The sequence below is a fragment of the Mesorhizobium sp. M0659 genome (assembly GCF_040320605.1).
In the GTDB taxonomy this organism is placed as follows: Bacteria; Pseudomonadota; Alphaproteobacteria; order Rhizobiales; family Rhizobiaceae; genus Mesorhizobium.
In genome coordinates this window covers 69,310-94,478 of sequence record NZ_JAMYPY010000004.1, presented here as the reverse complement: position 1 = coordinate 94,478, position 25,169 = coordinate 69,310, and the positions used below count along the sequence as shown (strand labels likewise).

General features: G+C 63.8%; 21 protein-coding genes and 1 pseudogene. 8 read left to right on the top strand and 14 right to left on the bottom strand.

The features are described 5' to 3' along the window. Positions 1-49: 49 nt before the first annotated feature. The gene (locus tag NKI31_RS08110) at positions 50-1,141 is read left to right on the top strand and encodes an acyltransferase family protein (protein WP_352651140.1); all 1,092 of its coding nucleotides are present in this window, start codon (positions 50-52) and stop codon (positions 1,139-1,141) included. 10 nt (positions 1,142-1,151) lie between these two features. Here the strand turns inward: NKI31_RS08110 and NKI31_RS08105 are convergent, their stop codons facing one another. The 5 genes from NKI31_RS08105 to NKI31_RS08085 all read right to left on the bottom strand — a co-directional run bounded on the left by NKI31_RS08105 (position 1,152) and on the right by NKI31_RS08085 (position 8,498). After that, positions 1,152-2,435 carry an O-antigen ligase family protein gene (locus tag NKI31_RS08105; RefSeq protein WP_023806171.1) on the bottom strand — a complete coding sequence of 428 codons (1,284 nt, stop codon included), beginning with the start codon at positions 2,433-2,435 and terminating at the stop codon, positions 1,152-1,154. 275 nt (positions 2,436-2,710) lie between these two features. After that, positions 2,711-3,538 (bottom strand): SDR family NAD(P)-dependent oxidoreductase, encoded by an 828-nt coding sequence (locus NKI31_RS08100; RefSeq protein ID WP_023668820.1) that lies wholly within the window; start codon positions 3,536-3,538, stop codon positions 2,711-2,713. A gap of 101 nt (positions 3,539-3,639) precedes the next feature. Continuing rightward, positions 3,640-4,125, bottom strand: a complete 486-nt coding sequence (locus NKI31_RS08095; RefSeq protein WP_023668821.1) for an acetone carboxylase subunit gamma — start codon at positions 4,123-4,125, stop codon at positions 3,640-3,642. Further along, the gene (locus tag NKI31_RS08090; protein WP_352651137.1) at positions 4,122-6,326 is read right to left on the bottom strand and encodes a hydantoinase B/oxoprolinase family protein; all 2,205 of its coding nucleotides are present in this window, start codon (positions 6,324-6,326) and stop codon (positions 4,122-4,124) included. The genes NKI31_RS08095 and NKI31_RS08090 overlap by 4 nt, the downstream gene beginning before the upstream one ends. A gap of 12 nt (positions 6,327-6,338) precedes the next feature. After that, a complete protein-coding gene (locus tag NKI31_RS08085; RefSeq protein WP_023745192.1) occupies positions 6,339-8,498 on the bottom strand; it encodes a hydantoinase/oxoprolinase family protein in 2,160 nt (719 codons plus the stop codon). Positions 8,499-8,608: 110 nt separating this feature from the next. Between NKI31_RS08085 and NKI31_RS08080 the strand changes: the two genes are divergently transcribed. Beyond that, positions 8,609-9,388, top strand: a complete 780-nt coding sequence (locus NKI31_RS08080) for a helix-turn-helix transcriptional regulator (RefSeq protein WP_352580438.1) — start codon at positions 8,609-8,611, stop codon at positions 9,386-9,388. A 19-nt stretch (positions 9,389-9,407) separates the two neighbouring features. Here NKI31_RS08080 and NKI31_RS08075 read toward each other — a convergent pair whose 3' ends face one another. From NKI31_RS08075 to NKI31_RS08040, 8 genes are all read right to left on the bottom strand, one after another. Continuing rightward, complete coding sequence (locus NKI31_RS08075; protein WP_352651134.1) at positions 9,408-9,989, bottom strand: DUF1349 domain-containing protein; 582 nt, start codon at positions 9,987-9,989, stop codon at positions 9,408-9,410. 14 nt (positions 9,990-10,003) lie between these two features. Beyond that, a complete protein-coding gene (locus NKI31_RS08070) occupies positions 10,004-11,443 on the bottom strand; it encodes an aldehyde dehydrogenase family protein (protein WP_023684246.1) in 1,440 nt (479 codons plus the stop codon). Positions 11,444-11,608: 165 nt separating this feature from the next. Then, positions 11,609-12,094 carry a hypothetical protein gene (locus NKI31_RS08065; RefSeq protein ID WP_023694218.1) on the bottom strand — a complete coding sequence of 162 codons (486 nt, stop codon included), beginning with the start codon at positions 12,092-12,094 and terminating at the stop codon, positions 11,609-11,611. Between the two features lie 100 nt (positions 12,095-12,194). After that, positions 12,195-13,076 carry an ABC transporter permease gene (locus NKI31_RS08060; protein ID WP_352651131.1) on the bottom strand — a complete coding sequence of 294 codons (882 nt, stop codon included), beginning with the start codon at positions 13,074-13,076 and terminating at the stop codon, positions 12,195-12,197. Next, positions 13,073-14,032 (bottom strand): ABC transporter permease, encoded by a 960-nt coding sequence (locus NKI31_RS08055; protein ID WP_031204151.1) that lies wholly within the window; start codon positions 14,030-14,032, stop codon positions 13,073-13,075. Before NKI31_RS08055 ends, NKI31_RS08060 begins: the two co-directional genes overlap by 4 nt. Positions 14,033-14,069: 37 nt before the next feature. Next, positions 14,070-15,713 carry an ABC transporter substrate-binding protein gene (locus NKI31_RS08050; RefSeq protein ID WP_352651129.1) on the bottom strand — a complete coding sequence of 548 codons (1,644 nt, stop codon included), beginning with the start codon at positions 15,711-15,713 and terminating at the stop codon, positions 14,070-14,072. A 35-nt stretch (positions 15,714-15,748) separates the two neighbouring features. Continuing rightward, positions 15,749-16,525: a DUF427 domain-containing protein gene (locus NKI31_RS08045; protein ID WP_352651127.1), complete on the bottom strand. Its 777-nt coding sequence runs from the start codon at positions 16,523-16,525 to the stop codon at positions 15,749-15,751. Positions 16,526-16,540: 15 nt separating this feature from the next. Beyond that, entirely contained in the window at positions 16,541-17,899 is a 1,359-nt protein-coding gene (locus NKI31_RS08040) for an LLM class flavin-dependent oxidoreductase (protein WP_352624065.1), read from the bottom strand. A 191-nt stretch (positions 17,900-18,090) separates the two neighbouring features. Here NKI31_RS08040 and NKI31_RS08035 point away from each other — a divergent pair, with 191 nt between their 5' ends. Then, positions 18,091-19,893 (top strand): dipeptide ABC transporter ATP-binding protein, encoded by a 1,803-nt coding sequence (locus tag NKI31_RS08035; RefSeq protein ID WP_352514596.1) that lies wholly within the window; start codon positions 18,091-18,093, stop codon positions 19,891-19,893. Between the two features lie 77 nt (positions 19,894-19,970). On the opposite strand, the pseudogene NKI31_RS08030 reads toward NKI31_RS08035, so the two are convergent. Beyond that, positions 19,971-20,150 (bottom strand): annotated as a pseudogene (locus tag NKI31_RS08030) (ATP-binding cassette domain-containing protein); the annotation flags it as partial. A gap of 139 nt (positions 20,151-20,289) precedes the next feature. Here NKI31_RS08030 and NKI31_RS08025 point away from each other — a divergent pair. From NKI31_RS08025 to NKI31_RS08005, 5 genes are read left to right on the top strand one after another with little or no spacing between them, the layout of a single operon-like run. After that, positions 20,290-21,525: an ROK family transcriptional regulator gene (locus NKI31_RS08025; RefSeq protein ID WP_352651125.1), complete on the top strand. Its 1,236-nt coding sequence runs from the start codon at positions 20,290-20,292 to the stop codon at positions 21,523-21,525. Between the two features lie 14 nt (positions 21,526-21,539). Continuing rightward, positions 21,540-22,619 (top strand): Gfo/Idh/MocA family protein, encoded by a 1,080-nt coding sequence (locus NKI31_RS08020; protein ID WP_352651123.1) that lies wholly within the window; start codon positions 21,540-21,542, stop codon positions 22,617-22,619. Beyond that, positions 22,619-23,455, top strand: a complete 837-nt coding sequence (locus NKI31_RS08015; protein WP_352651121.1) for a sugar phosphate isomerase/epimerase family protein — start codon at positions 22,619-22,621, stop codon at positions 23,453-23,455. Before NKI31_RS08020 ends, NKI31_RS08015 begins: the two co-directional genes overlap by 1 nt. Continuing rightward, positions 23,452-24,255, top strand: coding sequence for an alpha/beta fold hydrolase (locus tag NKI31_RS08010; RefSeq protein WP_352651120.1), 804 nt, complete (start codon positions 23,452-23,454; stop codon positions 24,253-24,255). Before NKI31_RS08015 ends, NKI31_RS08010 begins: the two co-directional genes overlap by 4 nt. Continuing rightward, the gene (locus tag NKI31_RS08005) at positions 24,252-25,145 is read left to right on the top strand and encodes an ROK family protein (RefSeq protein ID WP_352651118.1); all 894 of its coding nucleotides are present in this window, start codon (positions 24,252-24,254) and stop codon (positions 25,143-25,145) included. Before NKI31_RS08010 ends, NKI31_RS08005 begins: the two co-directional genes overlap by 4 nt. Positions 25,146-25,169 lie beyond the last annotated feature (24 nt).

Here is a 25,169-nt window from a genome sequence, read left to right as displayed (position 1 = left end):
GCGCCAGGGTGCGGGCGGGAACTTCCGTTTTCGACCGCTTGAGGCAAAAATGCAGCCCGCTGCCCCGCGCCACGTCTATCTCAATCTCGATGCCATCCGCGGCGTCGCGGCGATCAGCGTCATGCTCTACCACTTCTCGCCGTTCCTGGCCGCCGGCAAGGTGCTGCCGTCGAGCTATCTGGCGGTCGACCTGTTCTTCCTGCTCAGCGGCTTCGTTATCGCGCATGCCTATGACCGCAAGATCGAAAACGGCATGGGCTTCGGCACGTTCGTGGCGATCCGCCTGATACGCCTCTACCCGCTCTACCTCGCCGGCACGCTGCTCGGTTTCTTCTATCTCGTCGTCAAGAACCGGCTGATTCCGGCGGAATACATGCCGATCTCCGAGATCGGCACCATGCTGACGACCGGCATGTTCTTCATCCCGCTGGTCAGCGATGCCTATCACACGATCTTTCCGCTCAACCCCGCGTCGTGGTCGCTGTTCTTCGAGCTGATCGTCAACATAGCCTATGTCGCCGTCTTCTTCCTGCTGACGAAACGCGTGCTGAGCACGCTCATCGCCGTCAGCCTGGTGTTGCTGGTGGTCGTCTCTATCATTGCCGGCACGCTCGACTTCGGCATGACCGGCTCGACCATCATCAGCGGCCTGCCGCGCGTCTGTTTCTCGTTCTTCCTGGGCGTGCTGCTTTGCCGGTCCATGACACGCTATCAAAGCGGGCTCGGCTTCCTGCGGCGCGGCTGGTGGGTCGAGGGTGCGATCGCGCTGACGCTCATCGTCTTTGCCATCGCGCCGGCCGGCGGCGCGCGCGTCGCCTACGATCTCGCCTGCGTCGTCTTTGTTTTCCCGGCGCTGGTGGTGGTCGGCACTATTGCGCCGACGGCGCCGCGCCTGTCAGGCCTCTATGGCTGGCTGGGGCGGATTTCCTACCCGATCTACATCATCCACACGCCGCTGCTGATGATCATCGCCGGGGCGGGCAAGGCCGCAGCGATCGACCCGTTCGCGCATCATCCCTGGTTCGGCATCGTCATGGCGGTTTCGGTCATCGTCATCGCCGACATCGCCACGCGCGTCTATGACGAGCCGTTGCGCCGCTTCCTGCAGCGGCTGATGCTGCGCAAGCGCGCCGTCGCGTGAGATAAGCAAGTCAGACGCGCGCCGGCATGCGGCCGTTGGCGGTGTTCTCGTCCGGCACCGGAACATAGGCCCGCCTTGCCCTGGCGAGCGGCACCGGGCGCAGCTTGAACAGGCCGTAATAGACGATGAACGAGGCCATGAAATAGGGGCCGAGGATCTCGACCTCGAAGAAGGAGCGGATCAGCATCATGCCGACCGCGCCGGCGAGCACCACTGAATCGGCGCTCCAGTCACCGAACACCACCTTCGAAACATGGCCCCAGAAGGAGCGCAGGATGATCAGCGCCAGCATCGTCACGCCGATGAAGCCGAGCTCGACCAGCGTCTCGATATAGGTGTTGTGGAAATGGAAGCCGGTGCGGGTGGAGATGTAGAACTCGGCCCAGAGCCGTTCCGGATCGGCAAAACCCTGGATCCAGTAGGCGGCATAGCCATAACCGAGCACCGGACGCTGCTGCGCGGCGGCCCAGCCCTGTTCCCAGAGATAGGTGCGGCCGGTCAGCGTCGAATCCTTGCCGAAGATGCCGAGCACGACATCGAGCAGGCCAAGGTTCAGCGCAGCCATCACACCGCCGACCAGCGCGGTAGCGCCGACGACGAACAGCACGCGGCGGTAGCGGCGTGACAGAACCTTGCTCATGGCAAGCAAGGCAACGACACCGATCACCGCCGGAAGCGAAGCGACCGACGTCGCCGAGTGGGCGATCGCCAGCATATAGACCGACAGCAGGATGATCGGCGCGGTCCAGACGAAGCTCATCCAGTTGCGCCGGTAGAAGGCCAGAAAAGCGAAGCAGAAGAAGATGCCGAGCGAGGCGAAGAAGCCGATCTGGTTCTTGGAGCCGAAGGCGCCGACGAAATTGGTGGTGCCGTCGATAGTGTCGAGCGCATAGGCGCCAACCTTCAGCGAATACAGCAGCACGATGAAGATGCCGATCAGCGAGCCCAGCACCAGCGTGCGCGTGCTGATGGTGCGCGCCGCGATGTAGGCGCACAGCATGTGGGAGAAATATTGCAGCCCCGCCCGCGCGCTGGTGCCGGCCGCTTGTGACCAGAACAGCGACAGGCAGACATAGGCCGCAAACAGCAGCGGCAGCCAGGCGCTGGAGAGATCGCGGGCGAAACGCCGGTAATCGACGAACAGCAGCGGCAGCCATACCAGATAGTAGGCGAGGATCAGGATCTGGCCGAAATTGGTGGAGTAGGCGAAGGCAAAGACCGACACCGCAACGGCGAAGGCGGCATAGGCCTTGTTGTTGTCCGGATCGATCAGAATGGCTTTCGGGATCTTCATATCCGTACCGGATTTCTCATGCTGCCGCCTTTCGGCTGGGCTGAAGCGCCCATGGTCGGCTTTTCTGCGTCATGCGCGATCGCCGGAACCTGCCCTTGCCGGACCCCGATCAGCGGGCATCCATTGTGCAGTGCACAATATAACCTCTATCGCCTGTCACTCAATGGTAAATTTGCCGCGAGGGGTAAAGTTGCCGCAGGCAGGGCCAAAACGACCATGCAACCGACAAATGGCGTTAATGCGGCTCGCTCGTTCGAAAATTCAAACTGTGGCCGCTACCACAGCGCTCCGCCGGTGACCTGGATGTTTTCCATGGTGATGCCCTTGGCCAGATCCGAGCACAGGAACACGGCTAGAGCCGCGATTTCCTGCGGCTGCAGCATGCGCTGCTGGGGATTGCCCTTGGCGATCTCGGCCATCGCTTCCTCGGCGGTTCTGCCCTTGCCCTCACGCTCGACGACCTGCGCCACGTTGCGGCGCATCAGTTCGGTCTCGACCCAGGTCGGGCTGATCATGACGCAAGTGACACCGTGCGCGGCGCCTTCCAGCGCTACACAGCGGGTAAGGCCGAGCAGCCCGGCCTTCGAGGCGCAGTAGGCCGGGTTGTCCTTCCAGCCGACGGAAGCCGCCGTCGAGCCGATGTTGACGATACGGCCCCAGCCGCGCTCGATCATGCCGGGCAGCACAGCTCGCGTGACGCGGAACGCTCCGCTGAGATTGGTGTCGACGATCTTGTCCCACAGCGCGTCGGAATGGCCGCAGACCGGCTGTTCGGCGGTGGTGCCCGCGGCATTGACCAGTATGTCGGCCGGGCCGATGGCGGCCTGCACGTCGGCTGCAAACCGGTTGGTCACCTCGCTGTCGCGGACATCGAGATGGGCGGCACAAACCCTGGTGCCGTGTGCCGACAGGGCCAACCGCACGCCCTCGAGTTCATCGGCGCCGGGATAGTAGGCGGCGTCGGATCTGTCGGCGCCGGCGGGCGCGATGTAGGAGCCGACGGCGACATTGGCGCCGGCTTGCGCCAGGGCCGTAGCAATGGCGAAACCCATGCCGGAAAACCCGCCGGTGACGATGGCGCTGCGGCCGGAAAGGTCTGTCATGGTGGGCAGTCTCCGATGCGACGTACGATGCGTTTATTCATAGTCCGTCGCCGGCTAGGAGCGCTACCTTGCCGGCAACGCGGCCGTAACATCGAGTTTCGCTAAAGCGGTTTGCCCAGCCACTCGCGGTAGAAGCCTTCGAGATCTGGCTCGAAATCATGGACGATCGGGTAGCCCGGCGCCGCCGCTTCCACTTCGTGCATGGTGCCGCATTGTGGACAGATGAATTCGCGAATTTCCATCCATTGCGGATCGGGGATATCGCTGTTGGGATAGATCTCGCGCAGCGCTTCCTCGGTGTTTCGCACGTTGATCGCAGCCTTGAGCTTCCAGTTCTTGCGGTAGTCGCCGAAGGAGTGGCCGCATTCGCAGCGGGTGATCCGTTCATCGCCGCTTTGGCAGATGAAGAGGTGATCCGAGACCGGCAGCAGGATCGGGTCCTTCCATGCGACACGGTCCTGATAGACGGCGAGCATCTTGAAGAAGCGGTCGTCGTCCTTGTAGGCGCTCATGATGCGCTTTGTCTGCGGCCAGGGCAGCTTGCCGGCTGAGAGATCGCCGAGGACTTCCTTGCTGTATGAGGTCATGGCTTTGCTCCCGGCATGAAGATCGATCTGGCGTCGACGGTCCAGAAATCACTGAAATCCCTGGTGAAGCGCGACGATAGCTTGATCGCGCTGGCATACATTTTCTTCACCTCGGGCGCGAAGTCGGCCTTCTCGACACGGCCGCGTTCGGCAGCGATCCAGTCCGAAACCGGGATCGCCTTGGCCAGACGCTCTCTGCGCATGGCGGCACGACGTTCGACGGTGGCGTCGATATCGGCAACCGGATAACCCTCGGCGTCGTCCTTCAGCACGATGCCGAAAATCTGGATCGCCGCCTGGCGGGTGAGAAAACCGTTCTCGGCATCCCAGGCGGTCTTGACCGGATCGCGCTCCAGCACGTCGCCGTAGCCGCCGCCACCATTGTAGGAATGGCTGAAGATGTCCCCCGACTTGTGCGGCGAGGTGATGTAGGGGCCTTCGACCACGGCATGGTCGCCGCCGATGTTCTTCTCGTAGTCGGAGACATGCGGATCGATACCTGGGGCATGCGCGAGCGGTTCGCCTTTTGCCGCCAGTTCGTGGATGTTGGAGTTGCGCACCGCGCGATGCTTCTGGCAGGTCGGCGCGGGATAACCGCCGCACATGCCGCCATTGTCGAATACCCGCGAGGAGTGTTCCGAGGTGTGCAGTCGCAGGTGCGAGGTCTTGTTGATCAGCCAGGTCGAGACGAAGGAACAGCCGCCGCGATATTTGCCGGCGCCCCCTGAATTGGGGACGATCGAGCGGCCGATATAGACCATCGGCATCGATTGTTCCCAGACCTCGATGTTGCCCATGTCGGATTCCGGATTCCAGCCGACATAGGCGGTGTCGAGGCCGTCGGCGATGGCCAGCGCGCCGGAGCCGGCGGCGGCGCATTCGAAATGCGCCATGCCGAACGGCGTACCGTACTGGCTTTCGCCGCCCATCTCGATCATCGGGCTGTTGACCTGGCCAACGAAGGCTTCCTCGACGAAGCCGCGCGCGACGAAGCCGCGCGACAAAAGGCGCTGGAACACGCCATAGGCCGGCAGCAGCAGCGCCCAGGATGTGGCGGTCGCCACCATCTCATTGTCGGGGTTGGTCCAGGTGCCGTGCGGCAGCTTCAGCTCGGTCGCCATCCAGGCGCCGTCATTGACCAGGCCCTCGAAATTCATGTGCTGGGTCAAGGTGACGAACATGCCGCCATCCATGCCGGCCGGCGTGCAGTTCATCGAATGGTAGCCCCAGGGCTGCGTGCCCTCGAAGTCCATGGTGATCTTGCCGTCGGTGGTGATCTCCATCTCGATCGGGATGTTGTAGAGCCAGTCGGGATCGCCAAGCAGCTGGAAGCCGGGCTTGCCCGTCGTGACATGGCCATAGAAGGTGTGGCCGCGATAGATGCCGGGCACGGTGAGCTGGCGGGTGCGGGCGAGCTGGGCACGACGACCCTCCTCAATGAACTCCTTCGATACCTTCATCCAGTAGTCGAGGCCGATCTCCGAGATCAGCTGCTTGACGCTTTCGCGCATGTCGATGCAGGAGGCGACCTTGGCCTTCTCGTCGAGCACCCAGTAGATCGGCATGCGTAGATTGCGCTCGCAGCGGATGACGTAGTCGCGGCGGATCTCGTCATTCTCGCCGATCTTCTCGGCGCAGACGAACAGGCCTTCGGTGAAGCGCTCCTGCGCCAGGCAGACGTCGCCGCCGGGCGTGATGCCGCCGGCTTCGAGCTCGTGGCAGACCGCACCGGCCCAGCCGACCAGCGTGCCTTCATGGAAGATCGGCACCACGTCCATGACGTCGGGCACCTGCACTGTGCCGATGAAGGCATCGTTGTTGGCAAAGATGTCGCCTTCGCGGATCTTCGGGTTTTCCTCGTAATTGTTCCCGATCATCCATTTGATGAAGCGGCTCATCGTGTGGACGTGGACCATGATGCCGTTGGACAGCGCGATCGCATCGCCCTCGGGCGTATAGATCGCCACCACCATTTCGCCGACTTCGCGCACGCCGGGCGAGGCCGAGATGCGGCGGGCCATTTCGCGGGCCGAGACGCAATAGGCACGCAGCTTGGTGTGCAGCGTCTCGAATTTCAGCGGGTCCTGGTTGCGTAGCGTGAGCTCGGTGATGCCGTCATAGCAGCCGGTCTCTTCCATCAGCCGTTCTGAATCGAGCAGCCGTTCGCGAAGGCGCAGGGCCGAGGCAGGTCTGTCCAACATGGCGGTGCCCTTTCAAGAATGGGTGTAATGCAGCAGCGTCCACTCATCGACGTGGACACGGTCCTGCGGATGAACAACGAGCGTGGTGGCGGGATGTTCGATGATGGCCGGACCGATCACCTCATGGCCGGGCTGCAGTAGGTCCATCTCGTAGAGATTGGCCTTGTGCCAGCGTCCCCCGATATAGGCCTCGCGCACGCCCTTGTGCGCTGCTGCCGGGGCCGACTTGCCCAGCGGGCGCTTCAAGAGCACCGGCTTGACCTTGTCGGCGGTGGCGATCAATCCGAGCTCGGTGATGGTGAAGCCGGCTTCGCCATAGCGCGAAACGCGATGGTTGACCTTGGCGTAGACCGCCTCGAATTCGTCGATGACCCTACGCATGTCGTCAGCCGAATTGACCTCGGCAAGCGGTGCCATGACCTCGACATCCTCGAGCTGGCCGGTGTAGCGCATCATCAGGAACGGCACGGTCTTGATCTTGTCTCTGATATGGCCGTCGCTGATCATCTCGTCGACCGCCGCCTTGGTGAGATCATTCCAGACGTCGGTGACCTTCTTGCCGAAAGCGAGCAGCTCGTCATCGCTTGCGCGGGCGCCGATGTCGTGCTGCGTCGAGACCGAATGCCGACGCATGAAATCGGCGGTGGTGCAGCCGAAGGCCGAGAAGGCGGCGGCAAACTGGAAGGTGATGATGTCCTTGAAGCCGATGCCCCTGGAGCAGCCGGCCAGATGCAGCGGACCCGAGCCGCCATAGGACAGCAGCGTGAATTCCGAGGGATGGATGCCCTGGCCGGAGATGACCCGGCGCAGCGCGTTGTTGGCATCGGCTTCCAGCATGTCGATCATGCCTTCGGCAGCCTCCTCGACACCGACGCCAAGGATGCTGGAGCATTTTTCCTCAAACGCTTTGCGCGCCTTCTCGACCTGCAAGACGACCTTGCCGCCGAGGAAATAATACGGGTTGAGGCGGCCTAGTATGGCGTCGCAATCGGCGATGGTGGGTTCAGTGCCGCCCTTGGCGAAGCAGATGGGGCCGGGGTCGGAACCGGCGCTTTCCGGCCCGAGCGAGACTTTCTTGGTCAGCGGGTCGACCTTGAGGATCATGCCGGCGCCGGCGCCGATCGTGTCGAGATGCAGCGTCGGCACGTTGAGCTTGAAACGGTCCATCAGCGGCTCGTTCTCGATCCGCGTCTGGCCGCGCGAGATGACGCCCATGTCGAAGGAGGTGCCGCCCATGTCCGAGCAGATCAGGGAGTCGTTGCCGATGAGCTTGCCGACATAGGCCGCGCCGAGAATACCGCCGATCGGGCCGGAAATCATGGTTTCGTGCAGGCGCGGATGGTTGATTGAGGTCAGGCCGCCAAAGGACAGCAGCGTCTGCACGCCGTATTTGAAGCCGTATTTTTTCGAAACGTCCTCGATACCCCTAAGCTGCTTGCGGCCGCGCGACGTCGCGTAGGCTTCGATCAGCACCGAGTTCAGCCGCGACTGTTCGCGGATGACCGGGCGGACCTCGTGGCTGGTGTAGATGAGGATGTCGGCGCCGGCTTTCAGCACCTCCTCGCGGCATATCTCGGCGATGCGCTTTTCGTGCACCGGATTGACGTGCGAGAAGATGGTCATGATGCAGATCGCCTCGACCTTGTCGGCAATCAGCTTCCTGGCCGCAATCGCGACTTCATGCTCGTAGAGCGGCAGCACGATGTCGCCGAACTGGTCGATGCGCTCGGTGACGCCATGGGTGCGACGGCGCGGCACCAGCGGATCGGGATGGTGGTGCGTCACCGCATGCAGCCGGTCGGCATAGGAATAGTCGGCCCAGGCCTGCAGGCCGCGACCCATCAGGATCATGTCTTCGAGACCCTTGGTGGTGATCAGGCCCAGCCGGCGCCCGGTGCGCGACAACAGTGTGTTGAGCATGCCGGTGCCGGAATAGAGCACGACGTTGACGCCGGAGAACAGCTGCTCCAGCGAGATGCCCCAGGCATCCGCCGCGTCTTCGGCCGATGCGAGGAAGCCTTCGGCCTCGTTCTTCGGCGTGGTTGCCGACTTGCCGATCTTGAAGTGGCCGTCCTGATCGACAAGGATCGTGTCGGTCATGGTGCCGCCGGCGTCGATGCCGATGACGATTGGATTGCCGACGATGGGGCTGGTGAGGTTGGGTTGGGTCACGGTCGCCTCGGGATTGCTCTAGGATGGCTCAAGCTAGATTCCTTGGGCGGCCTTGCGCCATATGCCAAAAGACACAATGACCGCCGGACCGGGATCGCCGAGAAAAGGGCATGCGCATGGGCAATATCTGGGGGCCGCTCGCCAGGGCGATTGCCGCCACCGGTACGGACAGGCATGTCGACTGCCTGATTGACCTGATCGGCGCCGATATCGAGCACGATCTCGTCACCGTGACACGATATTCGGCGACGCAGACGCCGGAATTCATCAAGCACCGGCGCTTCTCCGACGAGATGGTCCGGCGCTATCTCGACAATTACTACGTCTTCGACCCGTTCTATGCCTCGTGGCGGCGTGAGCAGAGGCTGGGCATCCTGCCGCTGAAGCGGCTTGCCGATGACGAGGCCAAGCGCGGCCAGTACATAGCCGGCTTCCTGGCGCAGTCGGAAATCTGCGATGAGGTCGGCATCATGCTGGCCGATGGCGGCGACTGGTGCCTCGGCATCTTCCTCGACCGCTCGACCTCCACCTTCAAGGAGAGCGAGATCGCCCTGCTGGACGAGCGGCTGCCGGTGTTCGAGGCGCTGCATGCACTCGACATTGAGGCGCGGGGGACGGAATTCTCCCGCACATCGGCGCCGACCGGCCCCGGCGCCTCGCCCCGGCAGGAGCCGACCATCCCGGCGAGCCTGTGGCCGGAGCTGTCGCTGCGCGAGCGGGAATTGGTGCAGTTGATCCTGGCGGGACATCCGACCGCCAACATCGCGGAACGGCTCGGCATCGCCGTCGGCACGGTGAAGAACCACCGCCGCCGCATCTACGAGAAGCTCGACATAACCACCGAACGGGAGCTGTTTTTGCAGTTCTTCCAGCATCGGGCAGACGGTTAGTCCGCCATCGATATGTCCGTCAGTCGTGCAATTGCTTGGAAATCGGCGGGCCGACAGTAAAGCCGGAGAATGTTACCTCAAACCCTTCGCGCTGCGGCGAGCAGCACATCATGCCGACATCGACGGATTTGGAGATCGGGAAATAAGCCAGCCGCACCGGCTTCCACTTGCCATCGGTGGTATCAAGATATTGGATGCGGATCGCCTCGGCATGGCGGGTCAGCCGGATGCGCACGCCGTCGGGGCCGGTGGGAATGCTGAGCAGCGACCAGTCCGAGGTGTCGTTGGTGACCACCACCGAAAAGTAAGCCAGCCCGTCGGTGTATTCGATGCCGGCCTTGATCCAGTGCGTTTCACTCAGCCGCAGCATCAGCCCGGCCTGGTCGTAGAGCACCTTGTAGTCGCCCTTTACGGTGACCTCGGCGCTGAAATCACCCTCGACCGGCCGGTAGAGGAAGTGGCCATTGTCACGCCAGAAGCCGTAAAAGGTCTCGCGCCAGAAGTCGGTTTCCTTGCCGGTGCGCACATGCACCGTGTCGTCGCCGACAACATGATGCGGCGGCGGGTTGAGCCAGGTCAGGTCCTCTTTCGCCGCCGTCATCGGTTCCCCCGCGATCAGCCGGCAAATGTATAGGCCGTCTTTACCGTGGTGTAGAATTCCGCGGCATAGCGGCCCTGCTCGCGCGGGCCGTAGCTCGAGCCCTTGCGACCACCGAACGGGACGTGGAAATCGACGCCCGCCGTCGGCAGATTGACCATCACCATGCCGGCTTCGGAGTTGCGCCGGAAATGCGTGGCATGCTTGAGGCTCGAGGTGCAGATGCCGGACGTCAGGCCGAAGGGGGTGTCATTGGCAACCGCCAGCGCCTCGTCATAATCCTTGACACGGATGACATTGGCGACCGGCCCGAAGATTTCTTCGCGCGAAATGCGCATGGCGTTGGTGCTCTCGGTGAACAGTGCCGGCCTGAGGTAGAAGCCGGGCGTTTCGCGATCGAGCCGCTCGCCGCCGAAAGCGAGGTTGGCGCCTTCCTTGCTGCCGATGGCGATGTAATCCTCGTCCTGCTTGAGCTGGCTCGCATCGACGACCGGTCCTATCTGGGTCTTGGTGTCGAGCGCATCGCCGATGACGAGCTTTTCCAGGCGCTCCTTGAGCGCGGCGACGAAGCGGTCGTGAATGCCCTCGGTCACCACCAGGCGAGAAGAGGCCGTGCAACGCTGGCCGGTCGAGAAATAGGCGCCGTTGATGGCGCATTCGACCGCCGTGGCGAGGTCGGCGTCATCAAGCACGACCATCGGGTTCTTGCCGCCCATTTCGAGCTGGAACTTGCGCATATGCTCGACGCTTGCGGCGGCGACGCGTTTGCCGGTGCCGACCGAGCCGGTGAAGGTGATGGCGTTGAGGTCGGGGCTGTCAAGCATGGCCTGGCCGACCACCGAGCCCTTGCCCATCACGAGATTCAGCACGCCTTTCGGCAGGCCGGCGCGGTGCAGGATGTCGACGATGGTCCAGGCGCTTTCGGGAACGAGTTCGGCCGGCTTGAAGACGATGGTGTTGCCGTGGGCGAGCGCCGGCGCGATCTTCCAGGTGGGAATGGCGATCGGGAAATTCCACGGCGTGATGATGCCGACCACACCAACGGCTTCGCGGGTGATCTCGACGCCGACGCCCGGGCGCACGCTGGGCACCAATTCACCCGACAGGCGCAGCGTCTCGCCGGCGAAGAAGTCGAAGATCTGGGCGGCGCGGATGGTCTCGCCAATGCCCTCGGCCAGCGTCTTACCCTCTTCGCGCGACAGCGCGCGGCCGATCTCGTCCTTGCGCGCCATGATCTCGTCCGACGCCTTTTTCAGCACGGCGTGGCGCACCAGCGGCGCCGAACGCGACCAGGCCGGGAAGGCGGCTTTGGCCGCCGCTATGGCCTGCTTTGCCTGTTCGGCGCCGGCCGAGGCATATTCGCCAACGACATCGCCCGTGTTCGAGGGATTGATGTTGCGCGAGCCGGCCTCGCCCACCCACTCGCCATCGATCAGATTTTTACGAAACAGGCTCATGTCGCGGTTTCCTTGTATTGGTTCGCTGGGGGTGCCGTATGCCTGAATTATTTATCAGACAAATGACGACACTGTGAGGGCTGAAATCTAGCTGCGGACTGGATAGCCGATGGCGCGCGGCTATGAAAGCCGCGACCTCAAGATGGACAATATGAAGCGGCCCTGTCAGGTCGGAAAAGTCCAGAACAGGCAAGCCAGCGTCGCCGCGGCGAAGATGACGAAGAACAAGCTCCTGAGCAGGATGTTGCGGCGCAGCTCGTTCATGGTGAAATGGCTGCCAACGATGGCCGCGGCGAACAGGAAACGCCAGTTCAGGAGCGCCCACAGCACGCTGCTCTGGCCGAAAGCCCAGCGGGCGACGAGACAGCCGACAATTGTGGCGAACAGGGCAATCACCGCCCAGAACAGCGCATCCGCAGCATGGGTCAAGACGATGCCGGCGGCGCGGATCGGCAGGATCATCATCAGCATGGCGCCGAAAAAATAGACGGCGGCGAGCGGCAGGAACGAGCCGGCATCGGCAATACCGTCCAGCCGCCGCACGCCGATCGCGCCATAGGGATAGCCGTGCCTGGCCACCGCCAGGCTGAGCGCCATGAGCAATGCGGTGAGCACCGCGACCAATGCGAATGTAATGAGGGCCTTGCTCATGCCGTTCCTTGCTTTGAGGCCCTGTCAGAGCCGAATCACGAGGAATGATTTTAGCGCACGGTCCGCGATTGCGCGTCAGCTTTGCTGAGCGTTGCGCTCTTCACCGATCGCTGTTTTCGAAGGCGCCCATGCCTTGCGCGATCAGATTGGTTGCCATGACAAGCGAAACGATGGCCGCCGAGTTGAAGATCACCACCCACCATTTGCCGCCGGTCAGGAAGCCGTAGCCGTCGGCGACCGCCAGTCCCCAATCGGCTGAGGGAGGCTGGATGCCGAGGCCGAGGAAGCTCAGCGTGGCGATCGAAAAGAAGGCGTAGCCAAGCCTTGTGACCAGCTCGATGAGGATGGTTTCCCTGACATTGGGCAGGATCTCGAGGAACATGATGGCAAGAGCGCTCTCGCCGCCGAGACGGGCGGCGCTGACATAGTCGCGGTCGCGCTGTTCGCGCACGGCGGCGCGCACCGTTCGCGCCACCAGCGGCGCATAGGCGATGCCGATCACCAGGATGACGGTGAGGTTGGACGGCCCGAGCGCGACCAGCGTCATGGTGACGAGCACGATGAAGGGAAAAGCCATCAGCGTGTCGAGCAGCCTGGCGCCGATGGCGTCGATCAGCCCGTCGAAATAGCCGAGCACGAGGCCAAGCACACTGCCGGCGGCTACGCCGAGCAGGGTTGCTGCCGGCGCGACCAGCAGGATGTCACGCGAGCCGACGACGATGCGCGACAGCACGTCACGACCGAGCTGGTCGGTGCCGAACCAGTGCGCGGCGTCGGGCGGCGCCAGCATGACGAGGAAATCCTCGGCATAGGGATCGCAGGGCACAAACAGGCTGCCGAACACGGCACAGCCGACCCAGAACAGCAGGATCAGCGAGCCGATGATGACCGAGGGCGGCAGCTGCGAAACAGTCTCGCGGATGCGACTTGCTGCCCGCCAGCGCAGCGTACGGCGCTCCGGCAATCCCATCAGTTCCATCATGGCGACACACGGCGGCGCTGCCGCGGATCGAGCAAGGCATTCACGAGATCGCCTGCCGCGGCCGACAGCACGAAGATGGTCGCCATGACCAGCACGCCGGCTTCGAGCATCGGGAAGTCACGCGACTTGGCGGCGTTGAGCACCAGATTGCCGAGACCCTGTATGCCGAACAGCGCTTCGATCACCACCAGCCCGCCAAGCATGTAACCGGTCTGGGTCGCGAGCACGGCGATGGTCGGGGTCAGCGCATTGCGCAGCACGTGCCGGACGAGAATTTCGCGCCGCTCGAGGCCTTTCAGGACGGCGGTGCGCGTATAGTCGGCGGCCAGCGCCTCGATCACGCCGGCCCGCGTCATGCGGGCGATGTAGCCGGCGAGGTTCAGCACCAGCGGCAGCGCCGGCAGGATCAGATAATAGCCACTGACCCACAGCCCTGCGCCATCGGGAGCAGCGCCGGTGATCGGGAACCAGTTCAGCCACAGGCCGAAGACGATGAGCAACAGCAGGCCGGAGACGAAGTCCGGGACGATGCCGAAGGACACGCCGGCGAGTACGATCAGGCGGTCGATAAAGCGGCCCTGGTTGAGACCGGCGACGATGCCGGCGCCGATGCCCAGCGGCAGCAGAAAGACGAGGATAATTCCGGCAAGGGCCGCCGAGCGCTTGAGGCTTTCCAGAACGAAGGGCGCCACCGGCAGACGCAGCGACAGGGAGGTGCCGAAGTCGCCTGACAGCACGCTGCTGAACCAGTGCCAGTATTGCACGAGCACCGGCTGGTCGGCGCCGAGCTGCCTGTTCAGCGCCGCGACGGCCTCGGCATCGGCGAACGGCCCGAGCATGAGGCGACCGACATCGCCGGGCAGAACCTGCCCGGCGAAGAACACCAGCATGCTGACCAGCCACAGCGTGAGCAGAAGCGAGGCTGCCCGCACCGACACAGTGCGGCCGGTCAGCATCGGATTTTAGTGCCCGGAGTGGCTGGACGTCTCGCAATCATGCCTGGGCGAACGTCACGCGATCGAGCAGCAGATGCGAGATCGCCGTGAAGCGGACGCCCTCGACCTTCGACGAGACGATGCGGCTGTATTGCGAGAAGTAGCTGATGATCAGCGGCGTCTCGTCCAGCAGCAAGGTCTGGATCTTGCCCGCCGCAAGGCGTTGCGCCTGAAGGTCGCGGGCCTTGCCATATTCGAGCAGCAACCCGTCATAGGCCGGGTTGTTGAAATGCGCCGCATTCCAGGCGCCCGAACTCTTCAGCGTCGCGTTGAGGAAGATGTCGGGCGTGCCGCGATGGCCGAAATCGGTGATGCCGAGATTGGAATCGAGCCATGGCGACGAGCCGAATTTCGCCGAGCCATAATAGGCGTCCTGCGGCAGCACGTTGAGCTTGATGTCGATGCCGGCCTTCTTGGCAAAATTCTGGATCAGCACGGCATAATCGGGAATGTCATAGGCGCGCTCGGTGGTCAGCGTCACCGGGAAGCCGTTCGGCACGCCGGCTTCGCCAAGCAGGCGCTTGGCCTCGGCGATGTCCTGCTTGCGCTGCGGCACCGACGGATCGGCCGAGGGGAAGATCGGCGCGAACGGGGTGTCGTTGCCGACGATGGCGCGGCCCTTGAGCAAGCCCTTGACCACCGCCTCGCGGTCGATGGTGAGCGCCAAGGCGCGGCGAATGCGCTTGTCGGTGAACGGCGCCTGGTCGGTCCGCAGATGCACCTCGTCATGCGAACTTGCCTGCACGCTGAGCAGCTTGAAGTTGGGATTGCCCTCGATCGCCAGTTCCAGTCGGGTCGTGCTCGGGATGACGTCGAGCTGGCCGGCCTGCAGCGCCAGCACCTGCGCCTGCTCGTCGTCGAAGAACTTGATTTCGACGCGGTCGGGCAGCGCCTTGTCGCCCCAATAGTCAGGGTTGCGCACGAAGCTGGCGCCCTGCTTGGGGCGGAAGGATTCGAGCTTGAACGGGCCGGTGCCGTTGAAATTCTTCTCGAAATCGCCGGCATAGTCGGCCGGCAGGATGACGGCATTGTAGACGTCGGACGAGACATAGAAGGGGAAGTTGCTGTTGGGCCCGTCGAGATCGAAGGCGACTGTATGGTCGTCGACGACCTTGGCGCCGCCCTTGGACAGGATGCCCTTATAGGCCGACAAAGCGGACGAACCGCTGGCCGGATCGACCAGCCGCTCGAAGCTCGCCACCACATCCTTGGCGGTGACGGTGCGGCCGTCGTGGAATTTCACGCCCGGCCGCAATTTGAAGGTCCAGCGGCTGGCCGTCTCGTCGGCCTCCCACGACAGAGCGAGCTTGGGCTGCAGACCGTCCTTGGGATCGTCGAGGATGAGATATTCGCCGACCTGGCTGATGACGCCGATGCTGGCCGGATCGGTGATGGAGACGGGATCGATCGCCTTGGTCGGCTGTCCGAGCCCAACGCGGACCGTGCCGCCGGCGCCGGCAGCGCGCGCCGTCCCGAAACCAACAAGTCCCTGCGAGGCGGCAAAGCCGGTGAGGCCGATCAAGGCTGCGTATTTCAGGAGATCGCGGCGCTTGAGGAAGCCGGCCTGGTGCTCATCGACGGCGACGTTCCAGATGTCGCCGGACATATTGCGAAGCGTATCGATGTCGTTGCGTTTGGTCATTTTGAAACCCCTGTCTGAAATGACTGTTGAATGGCTTAAGCGACTGGTTCGCCGTCGAGATGGATGCGGTCGACGGCTTGCGGGTAAAAGGCGATGAGGCCCCTGATCTTGGGCATTTCGGCAATGGGATCGCGGTAGCTCCAGGCGACATCGGGGCTTACCGAGCCGTCGGCGCGCCGGCCCGACCAGTAGGAGGCGATGCCCTTGTAGGGACAGCGCGTCGTGCTGTCCGAAGCGGTCAGCCGGTCGAGCCTGACATCGTCCGGGTGCAGGTAGAAACGCGTCGGCAGATGCGTTTCGAACAGAAGCACCGGGCGATGGCTGTCGGCGATCAGTTCGCCGTCGAACCAGATCTGGACGTGACTTGAACTCTGCAGCACATCGATGCGTGCGTATGGATCGCGGGCGTGGACGAAGACCTCTTCTTCCTCCTCGAACCATTGGTCGACCGCCTTCCAGGTGAAGGCGATACGCCCGGCCAGCGGCGACAGATTTTCATCCGGCGGCGCGACAAGCGACCAGGCCGCGTTGGGCGAAGCTTTTTCTCCCGTCTCCAGGTTCCAATAGGTGGTTTCGCCACCGACGGGATGGCGCTGGCTATGCTCGGACGGCCTTAAGAGCGAGCGGTCCACCGAGGAGGCCGGGAAGAAATAGATCGGCAGGAAATGGTTGGAGCGCAGCACCAGGACGTTGCGGCTGTCGGCGATGGTGCGGCCGGCGAATTTGACCCGAATGCGCTTGGGGCTGTGCAGAACATTGATGAGCTGCGGAGCCGTGGCTTCGCGGGGCTGAAGTTTTGGCGCTGCGGTCATATCAGTTGCCCCAAGTCAGGATACGGCGCGCACATTGTCGCGCTGTTCGGCGAAGCGGTTGGCCGGCCGAGCCAGGCCGAAACGGTCACGCAGCGTCCCCGGCGCATATTCGGTGGGGAATACGCCGCGGCGCTGCAGTTCCGGCACGACCTGCTCGGCAAAATTCACCCAATCCTCCGGGAGCAGCGGGAACATCAGGTTGAAGCCGTCGGCGGCACCTGCCTCGAACCAGTCCTGCAGCTGATCGGCGATCTGGTTCGGTGTGCCGACGACGGTCGGCACCGAACCGCTGTTGGCGAGCTTGCGAGCGATCTCGCGCAGAGTGAGGTTCTGCTTCGACCATTCCTTGACGCGATTGAGCGAGGTGCGGCCGCCATTGAAGGTGCTCTCGTCCGGCAGCGGCGGCAGCGGGCCGTCCGGCGGGAAGACTGAGAGATCGACACCGCTCCAGCTCGAGAGAAGGTCGATGCCGACGCGATCGGGAAGCAAGCTCTGCAGATACTCCTGCCGCTCGCGTCCCTCTGCTTCGGAAGCTGCGACGATCGGCAAGATGCCCGGCAGGATCTTGAAGCTCTCGGGCTTGCGGCCGTAACGGGCGAGGCGCTCGTTGATGTCCTGCCTATATTTGATGCCGTCTTCCTTGGTGCTGTAGATGGCAAAGTGCGCATCGGCGTGCGCGGTAGCGAAATTCTTGCCGTCTTCGGACGAGCCGGCCTGGACGATCAGCGGATGGCCCTGCGGCGGGCGCGAGACATTGAGCGGTCCGCGCACCTTGAAATGCGGGCCCTTGTGGTTGATCGCATGGACCTTGTCGGGATCGGCGAAATAGCCCGATGCCTTGTCGATAAGCAGGGCTTCGTCTTCCCAGCTGTCCCACAGTGCCTTGACGATATCGAGGAATTCGGTGGCGCGCTCATAGCGAAAGGCGTGCTCGATATTGCCGTCGCGGCCGAAATTGCGGGCCTCCTCGTCCATGGCCGACGTCACCACATTCCAAGACGCCCTGCCCTTGCTGATATGGTCGAGCGAGGCAAACATGCGGGCGACATTGTAGGGCTCGCTGTAGGAGCTCGAGGCGGTTGTGATGAGGCCGATATGCCTGGTCACGCCGGCAAGCGCCGACAACAGCGTCAGCGGTTCCAGGCGGGCATTGGCGTAATGGGCGACGCCGCTCTGTACGGAATCCCAGATCGCGACATGGTCGGCGACGAAGATCGTATCGATCCTGGCGCGCTCGGCAGACTGGACGAGATCGCGGTAGAAGTCGAAGTCGAGCACTTCGCGGCCGGGCGCGCGCGGATGGCGCCATGACATACGATGATCGCCCTGCGGGTTGAAGAAAAACGCGCTGAGGATCATGTGGTCGCGTGCCATGTCGGCCTCCTTGCAGAACTGCTCCAAGGGACCGTCGCGATGCCTCGACCGGCTGCGACAATCTCTCCTGAGCGGTGAAAGGTAGATTGCGCTCCAGCTTAATTCGAGTAATTTTATAGAGATTGTGCGGCGTGAAAGCGGAAGCGATTGCCCTCGAAGACCGCGCCGAAAGAAAGTGGTTTCAGCAAGACATGTCGTCATCGGTTCTGAACGTCGAGCAGCTCACCGTCGCCTATGATGGACGCCGGGGATCGCATCCGGCCGTCAACGGCGTGTCGCTTGCCATCGGCGAAGGCGAAGCGCTCGGCCTTGTCGGCGAGTCCGGATCGGGCAAGAGCTCGGTGGCTCTCGCTATTCTGCGCTATCTGCCGCGCAACGCCCGGATCGCCGCGTCGGCGCTCGAGTTCCAGGGCCGCGAGATCCGCAATCTCTCCGGCGAACAGCTGCGCCGGCTAAGGGGCGATCGCATCGCGGCCGTCTACCAGCATCCGGGTGCGGCGCTCAATCCGGCCATGACGATCGGCCGGCAGATCACCGAGACGATTATGCGGCATCGCCCGGTTCGGCAGGACGAAGCACGCACCCGCGCCGCCGGGCTGCTGAGCCGTGTCAGGGTGAGCAATCCGGAGCGGGTGCTCGATCTCTATCCGCATGAATTGTCGGGCGGCATGCAGCAGCGCGCCAACATCGCGATTGCGATTGCGCTCGACCCGTCGCTGCTGGTGCTGGACGAGCCGACGACGGCGCTTGACGCCAGCGTCCAGTCCGAGATCATCGCCATCCTGCAGGACTTGCGCCGCGACCACAAAACCAGCGTTCTGCTGATCAGCCATGACATCAACATGGTCCGCTGGGCCTGCGATCGGGTGGCCGTGATGCAGTCGGGGACGGTGGTCGAAAGCGGCATCGCCAACGATGTCTTCGAGAACCCTGTTCACGCGTACACCAAGGCGCTGATCGCCTCGATCCCGGCGCTCAACTTCACCAAGCGCGACGGCAGGCTGGCCGAGATGCACACAACCGGCCCGTCGAAGCCTGTCCGCAGCGATCAACCGGAAGCCGCGCGTCCGATCGCCGTCGCCTGCAAAGGCATCAGCCACGCCTTCGGCTCCCAAGCCGTCCTGCACGATATCGACCTGGAGATAGCCCAGGGCGAGACGTTCGGGCTGATCGGCGAATCCGGCTCCGGCAAGTCGACATTGGCAAGAATCGTGGCCGGCCTGCAGACGCCGAACGCCGGAACGGTCGAGCTGTTCGGCCGCGTGGTCGCGCCGCGCGTCGAGAAAAGAAGCCTGAGCGAACGCCGCGACGTGCAGATGGTGTTCCAGTCACCCGACCGCACGCTCAATCCGCGCCAGCGGATCGGCAGGATCCTCGGCCGTCCGCTGCGGCGGCTCGCCGGCTTTAGCCGCAGCGAGGTGAAGCAGGGTGTCGGCGATCTCCTGGCCTCGGTTCGTCTTGCCGCTACGACCGTCGACCAGAAGCCGAGATCGCTGTCTGGTGGCCAGCGCCAACGGGCGGCGATTGCGCGCGCCTTTGCCGGCGTGCCGAAGCTCGTGGTGTTGGACGAGCCGACCTCTGCGCTCGACGTTTCCGTGCAGGCGACCGTGCTCAATTTGCTCAACGACCTGCAGCGCGACAAGGACACCACCTATCTGTTCATCAGCCACGACCTCAGGGTGGTGCGCTATATGGCCGACAGGATCGGCGTGCTCTATCGCGGCCGGCTGGTCGAGACGGGGTCATCCGAGCAGATTTTCCGTGGCCCCAACCACCCCTACACGAAGCTGCTTCTGGCCGCGTCCTCGGATGAGACGGCGCCGAGGGCTCCGGCTCAGCTCCACGCCGCGGCACACGATGCCGAGACCTCCGGATGCTCCTTTGCCGCCCGCTGTCCTGTCGCGCTGCCCGATTGCCGAAAGGCGCAACCACCCGTCAGGCAGGCCGGCGACGGTCATCTGATCGCCTGCTGGAGAGACGCAAGCAGTCTCTGATTGCGAAGCGGGCAACTGACAAGCCTTCCTTCGAGGAGATGTCCCCCGTCCGATGCGGCCGGAGGACAGGCTTGGGAGGCGCCTGACGTCGGCTGCAAATTTCCGGCGATGGTTTTGACCAGCGTCGATTTGCCGGCACCATTGTCGCCCGTCAGGCCGAGAACCTGGCCCTCATTGATGTCGAGCGAGACGTTGTCCAGCGCGCGAACGGCACCGAAATCCTTCACGATGTGTTCGAGACGCGCTAGAACCGGCATCGCATCCTCCCATGCAAATTTGTAAGTTTCTGACACAAATCATCGTTTGAAACTTGGGTCAATGGGCTTGGGGATGCTGAATATTTGTTGCAATGCCCCCAACCGTGGGTCTTTCAAACCGCCTAGAAATTCTATTAGTATGTCAATCAAACAAATTGTGGAGAACGACGTGCTGGTGTCGACCGATCTTCGGCCGAACGAAACGCGGGCACTTGCGGCGCTGTTTCGTGCCGGCGCGTCGAGCCGAGCGGCGCTCGCACGCGATCTCGGCCTGACCCGGTCGACCACCGGCGCCCTGGTGCTGGGGCTGACGGAAGCCGGTCTGGCGCGCGAGCGGTCGGATGGAGCGGATGACGAGCAGGATAGCGAGGGTCGGGTCGGCCGTCCCGGTATCCTGGTCGAGATCGACGGCAATGGCGGCTTCTTCCTTGGCGCTTATATCGGCGTCAACTGGATCGCAGTCGTGACTGTCGACCTTGCCGGCGCGCGGCGTGCGAGCGCCTCTAGGGCATTTGCCGGCCCCGGTAGCACGCCCGAAGCCGCGGTCGACATCATCGGGGAACTCGTCGCCGAGATCCGCTCACAATTGCCTGCGGGCACGCGCCCCTACGGGCTCAATGTCGCCGTGCCCGGCTTCCCCGCCGCTGATGGCGTTTCATACCATGCCACCATCCTTGGCTGGCACGGGGTCAATCTGGCGGAGCTTTTGCGCACTGCCTTTGGCGCGGACTTTCCAATCCTCTTGGAAAACGATGCCAATGCCGTCGCTGTGGCCGAGACATACTGGGCGCAGCCGGGAAAGGACGATGAGGATGCGCTGATCATCCTGATCGAGAACGGCGTCGGCGGCGGCATCATCAATGCCGGCAGGCTGCATCGCGGCCGGCTCGGCGGCGCCGGCGAAATCGGGCACTTACGCATTGGCGACGAAGGTTTTGTCTTCGACGCGAAGCGCCCGGGGCGGCTGGAATCCTATGTCGGCAAGGATGCTTTGCTGGCGCGCTATTTGCACATAAGCGGGCGGCGCGCCGGCGTGGATGAGTTTGTCGCAGCGCTGGCCGGCGGCGATCCGGCAGCCGTCGCCACCGCGCGCGACTGGGCGCTGTGGTTCGGTCGCGGCCTGGCGACGCTTGCCTGCACCTTGCAGCCGGAGCGCATCATTCTCTCCGGCTCGGTCAATGCCATCTATCCCTTTGTCGCCGAACAGGTGGAAGCTTTCCTCTCGGACTTCCTGGCTGAAGGTTATCCCGTTCCCACGGTCGAACTGTCGCGCGTCGGCGCCGACGGTCCGGCATTGGGCGCTGCCTGTCTGCTGCATCAGGCAGCTTTGTCGGGCGATCCGCAATTTCAACTTCGCGGCCTCGCCGCGCGCTAATCAGGAGAGATTCCATGCCTCGCAAAGACGAAAAGCGGCTGCGTGTCGGCGTGCTCGGCTGCGGCCCGATTGCGCAGGCCGCGCATTTCGAATCCTGCACCAAGGCGCGCAACGCCGACCTCTATGCCATCTGCGATGTCGCCGACGATCTGCGCGACAGGATGGCCGCGACCTACGCGCCCGAAAAATCCTATGCCGACTACGGCCAGATGCTGGCCGATCCCGACCTCGATGCCGTCATCATCGCGACCTCGGACACGTTCCACGTCAAGGCCGCCGAACTGGCGCTGGATGCCGGCAAGCATGTGCTGTGCGAGAAGCCGCTGGGCGTTTCGGTCGAGGAAGTCGAAGGCTTGCGGGCCGCACTCGACAAGAGCGGCAAGGTGCTTCAGGTCGGCCATATGAAGCGCTTCGATCCAGGCATCCAGGCGGCAAAGGCCTTCGTAGATAACGAGATGGGCGAGCGTCTGGCATTCAAGGGCTGGTATTGCGACAGCACCCACCGCTACCCGATGACCGATGCGGTGCAGCCGCTCATCATCACCAGCGCCAAGGCACGCAAGCCCTCCGTCAATCCCAAGGCGGATCTGCGCCAGTATTATATGCTGGCGCATGGCAGCCATCTCATCGATACGGCGCGCCATCTGCACAGGCCGATCGAGGCGGTCGAGGCCCGGCTCACCGAGCGCTATGGCGCCTATTGCTGGTTCATCACCACCATCTTCGCCGACGGCACGATCGGCCATCTCGACCTGACGGTCGCCGTGCGCATGGACTGGCACGAAGGGTTCCAGATCTATGGCCAGAACGGCAGCGTTCTCGCGAAGACGTATAACCCCTGGTACTACAAGAGCAGCGAGGTCGACATTTTCCGCGAGGCCGATGGCAGTTGGCATCGCACGCTTGGCGCGGATGGCCACTTCTATCGCCGGCAGCTCGAAGGCTTTGCCGATGTCGTGCTGAATGGCGCGCCCATGATCGGCGCCAGCATCGAGGACGGCATCGCCTCGGTCAGGGGCATGGCGGCCATCGCCCGCTCGGCCGCTGCCGGCGGCCGCGCCGTCCGTCTGGCCGATGTCGACGGGGTCGTGTGATGCAGCTTGGGATTTTCGCCAAGACCTTCGCCACCACCGGCGCCTTGCCGGTGCTGCGCGCGGTCGCGGACGGCGGCTACACGGCGGCGCAGTTCAACATGGCGTGCCTTGGACTGCCGTCGATGCCGGACAGCATTGAGCTCGGCGCGGCCCGGTCCGTCGCTAAGGCGAGCGGCGAGGCCGGCGTTTCGATCGCGGCCGTGTCTGGAACCTACAATATGATCCACCCGGATCGCTCGGTTCGTGTGTCAGGTCTTGCTCGGCTGGAGGTGCTGGCTGCGTCATGCGCTGACATGGGCACGCGCCTGATCACGCTGTGCACCGGCACAAGGGATGCACAGGATCCGTGGCGCTGGCATCCCGACAATGCAAGCGAGGCGGCATGGAGCGATCTGCGGACGGAGATGGAAGCGGCGATCGCGATTGCCGAGCGCTTCGACATCGAGCTCGGCATCGAACCGGAACTGGCCAATGTCGTCTCCAGCGCGCGGGCCGCTCGCCGGCTGCTCGACGAGATGAACAGCGCGCGGCTGCGCATTGTGCTCGACCCGGCCAATCTATTCGAAGTGGCGGACAGCGCGGAGCGTCACCGCCTGATCGACGAGGCCGTCGATCTGCTGGCTGCGGAGATCGGCATGGCCCATGCCAAGGACCGCAATGCCGATGGCAGTTTTGCCGCCGCCGGACAGGGCGTCGTCGATTTCCCGCATTTCATCGGCCGTCTGACAGCCGCTGGCTTCGACGGACCCCTGATCACGCATGGCCTGACAGAGGCCGAGGCGCCCGGCGTGGGCGCCTTTCTGCGCACCGTGCTGGAAGCGAGCGAGCGCGCGTGAAAGAGACCTTCAGCCGCGATGGCGTCGATCTTGCCTACCGGGACGTCGGCGCCGGGCTTCCCGTCATCTTTCAGCACGGCCTAGGCGGCGACGACGCGCAGGTTGCCGACGTGTTTCCCGATCTGCCGGTGACCCGGCGGGTGACGCTCGAATGCCGGGGCCAGGGCGGATCCAGCTACGGGCCGGTCGAGCGGCTTTCGGTTGCGACGTTTGCCGAGGACGTCGATGCACTGGCCGACGATCTCGGCCTCGGCCCGGCCGTCGTCGGCGGCATCTCGATGGGCGCGGCGCTGGCGCTTCGCCTGGCGGTGCACAGGCCGGCGCGGGTGCGGGCGCTGGTGCTCGCCCGGCCTGCGTGGGTATCCCAGGCTGCACCGGCCAATATGAGGCCCTATGCCGTGGTCGGCGATCTCTTGATGCGGCATTCGCCCCAAGACGCCAGGCGTCTGTTCGATGACAGCGCTGTTGCCGGCGAACTGGCCAGATTGGCGCCGGACAATCTCGGCAGCCTGCAAGGCTTCTTCACTCGCCCGGACCCGGTTCTGTTCGGCAGGCTGCTTTCGGCGATCGCCGGCGATGGTCCCGGCGTGAGCGAGGCGGACATCCGCGCTATCGCGGTGCCGACTCTTGTCATCGGCCATGACCATGACCTCGTCCATCGACTGGAGGACGCACAGACGCTGGCCGGACTCATTCCGTCGGCCCGGCTTTGCACCATCACAGCCAAATCGCAGGATCGCGCCGCCTACCGGCTGGAATTCCGCGCCTGTCTTTCGGAATTCCTGGAACCGCTCGCATGACCGACAAAACGACGGATGAGACCATCGCCGTGGTCGAGATCGGCGGCACGTCGGTCAAGGTTGGCTTTGCCGATCGCGGCCACCCGGTGGATTTCGCCCGCACCTACCCGACCGCGCAACTGCGCAAGGGCGCGCCTGTGGCGGGGTTGGCCGATGCGGTCACCGCAGCCTGCCGCGATGCCGGGCTCAAACCTGCACGGGTCGTTGCGACGGTGCCTGGGTTCATCGACCGCGACTTCGACACGGTGCTGCACACGGCCAACATTCCCGAACTGAACGGTATCCGGCTGGGTACGGAACTGGCATCGCGGCTCCGCGTTCCCGTGCGGCTCGAACGCGACGTCGTGCTGCAATTGCTGGGCGAAAGCGTTGCCGGCGCGGTGAAGCGGCAAAAGGAGGTGCTGGCGGTCTATCTCGGCACCGGCATCGGTGCGGCCTATCTCGGCAAGGACGGCATTTTCAGGGGCGGCGGCTGGGCGCTGGAAATCGGCCATATGCCGATCTACTGGCCTGACGAAAGCGGACCGCCAAACCGGGTCGAGACCTACGCCTCAGGGGCAACGCTTGTCGAACTCGCGACAGACTACGATATCCCGGTGGCCGATCTGTTTTCGGCGGCCGGGCAGCCGCCATCGCTGCGCGAATGGCTCGATGAGATCGTCTGGCAGCAGGCGGTGACCATCGCAACGGCAGCCGCTTTGTTTTCCCCGCAGGCGATCCTGATCGGTGGCGGCATTGTCGACATGAAGTCCTATCCCCGCCAGGCGCTCAAGCAGCGCATCGCGGACAGCCTGCCGCATTCGCTTGTTGTAGAGCCTCTGGACATACGCTGGGCGGCCCTGGGCTGGCAGGCGGCGATCCATGGCGCGGTGCTGCTCGGCGCGGTGTGATCGCCGTGGTTGCTGTCGGCGAAG

What these genes read in the sequence shown, in the direction of transcription:
- NKI31_RS08110 (WP_352651140.1), top strand. Translation starts at nt 50, where the DNA reads ATGCAGCCCGCTGCCCCGCGCCACGTCTATCTCAATCTCGATGCCATC.
- NKI31_RS08105 (WP_023806171.1), bottom strand. Translation starts at nt 2,435, where the DNA reads ATGAAGATCCCGAAAGCCATTCTGATCGATCCGGACAACAACAAGGCC.
- NKI31_RS08100 (WP_023668820.1), bottom strand. Translation starts at nt 3,538, where the DNA reads ATGACAGACCTTTCCGGCCGCAGCGCCATCGTCACCGGCGGGTTTTCC.
- NKI31_RS08095 (WP_023668821.1), bottom strand. Translation starts at nt 4,125, where the DNA reads ATGACCTCATACAGCAAGGAAGTCCTCGGCGATCTCTCAGCCGGCAAG.
- NKI31_RS08090 (WP_352651137.1), bottom strand. Translation starts at nt 6,326, where the DNA reads ATGTTGGACAGACCTGCCTCGGCCCTGCGCCTTCGCGAACGGCTGCTC.
- NKI31_RS08080 (WP_352580438.1), top strand. Translation starts at nt 8,609, where the DNA reads ATGCGCATGGGCAATATCTGGGGGCCGCTCGCCAGGGCGATTGCCGCC.
- NKI31_RS08075 (WP_352651134.1), bottom strand. Translation starts at nt 9,989, where the DNA reads ATGACGGCGGCGAAAGAGGACCTGACCTGGCTCAACCCGCCGCCGCAT.
- NKI31_RS08070 (WP_023684246.1), bottom strand. Translation starts at nt 11,443, where the DNA reads ATGAGCCTGTTTCGTAAAAATCTGATCGATGGCGAGTGGGTGGGCGAG.
- NKI31_RS08065 (WP_023694218.1), bottom strand. Translation starts at nt 12,094, where the DNA reads ATGAGCAAGGCCCTCATTACATTCGCATTGGTCGCGGTGCTCACCGCA.
- NKI31_RS08060 (WP_352651131.1), bottom strand. Translation starts at nt 13,076, where the DNA reads ATGATGGAACTGATGGGATTGCCGGAGCGCCGTACGCTGCGCTGGCGG.
- NKI31_RS08055 (WP_031204151.1), bottom strand. Translation starts at nt 14,032, where the DNA reads ATGCTGACCGGCCGCACTGTGTCGGTGCGGGCAGCCTCGCTTCTGCTC.
- NKI31_RS08050 (WP_352651129.1), bottom strand. Translation starts at nt 15,713, where the DNA reads ATGACCAAACGCAACGACATCGATACGCTTCGCAATATGTCCGGCGAC.
- NKI31_RS08045 (WP_352651127.1), bottom strand. Translation starts at nt 16,525, where the DNA reads ATGACCGCAGCGCCAAAACTTCAGCCCCGCGAAGCCACGGCTCCGCAG.
- NKI31_RS08040 (WP_352624065.1), bottom strand. Translation starts at nt 17,899, where the DNA reads ATGGCACGCGACCACATGATCCTCAGCGCGTTTTTCTTCAACCCGCAG.
- NKI31_RS08035 (WP_352514596.1), top strand. Translation starts at nt 18,091, where the DNA reads ATGTCGTCATCGGTTCTGAACGTCGAGCAGCTCACCGTCGCCTATGAT.
- NKI31_RS08025 (WP_352651125.1), top strand. Translation starts at nt 20,290, where the DNA reads ATGTCAATCAAACAAATTGTGGAGAACGACGTGCTGGTGTCGACCGAT.
- NKI31_RS08020 (WP_352651123.1), top strand. Translation starts at nt 21,540, where the DNA reads ATGCCTCGCAAAGACGAAAAGCGGCTGCGTGTCGGCGTGCTCGGCTGC.
- NKI31_RS08015 (WP_352651121.1), top strand. Translation starts at nt 22,619, where the DNA reads ATGCAGCTTGGGATTTTCGCCAAGACCTTCGCCACCACCGGCGCCTTG.
- NKI31_RS08005 (WP_352651118.1), top strand. Translation starts at nt 24,252, where the DNA reads ATGACCGACAAAACGACGGATGAGACCATCGCCGTGGTCGAGATCGGC.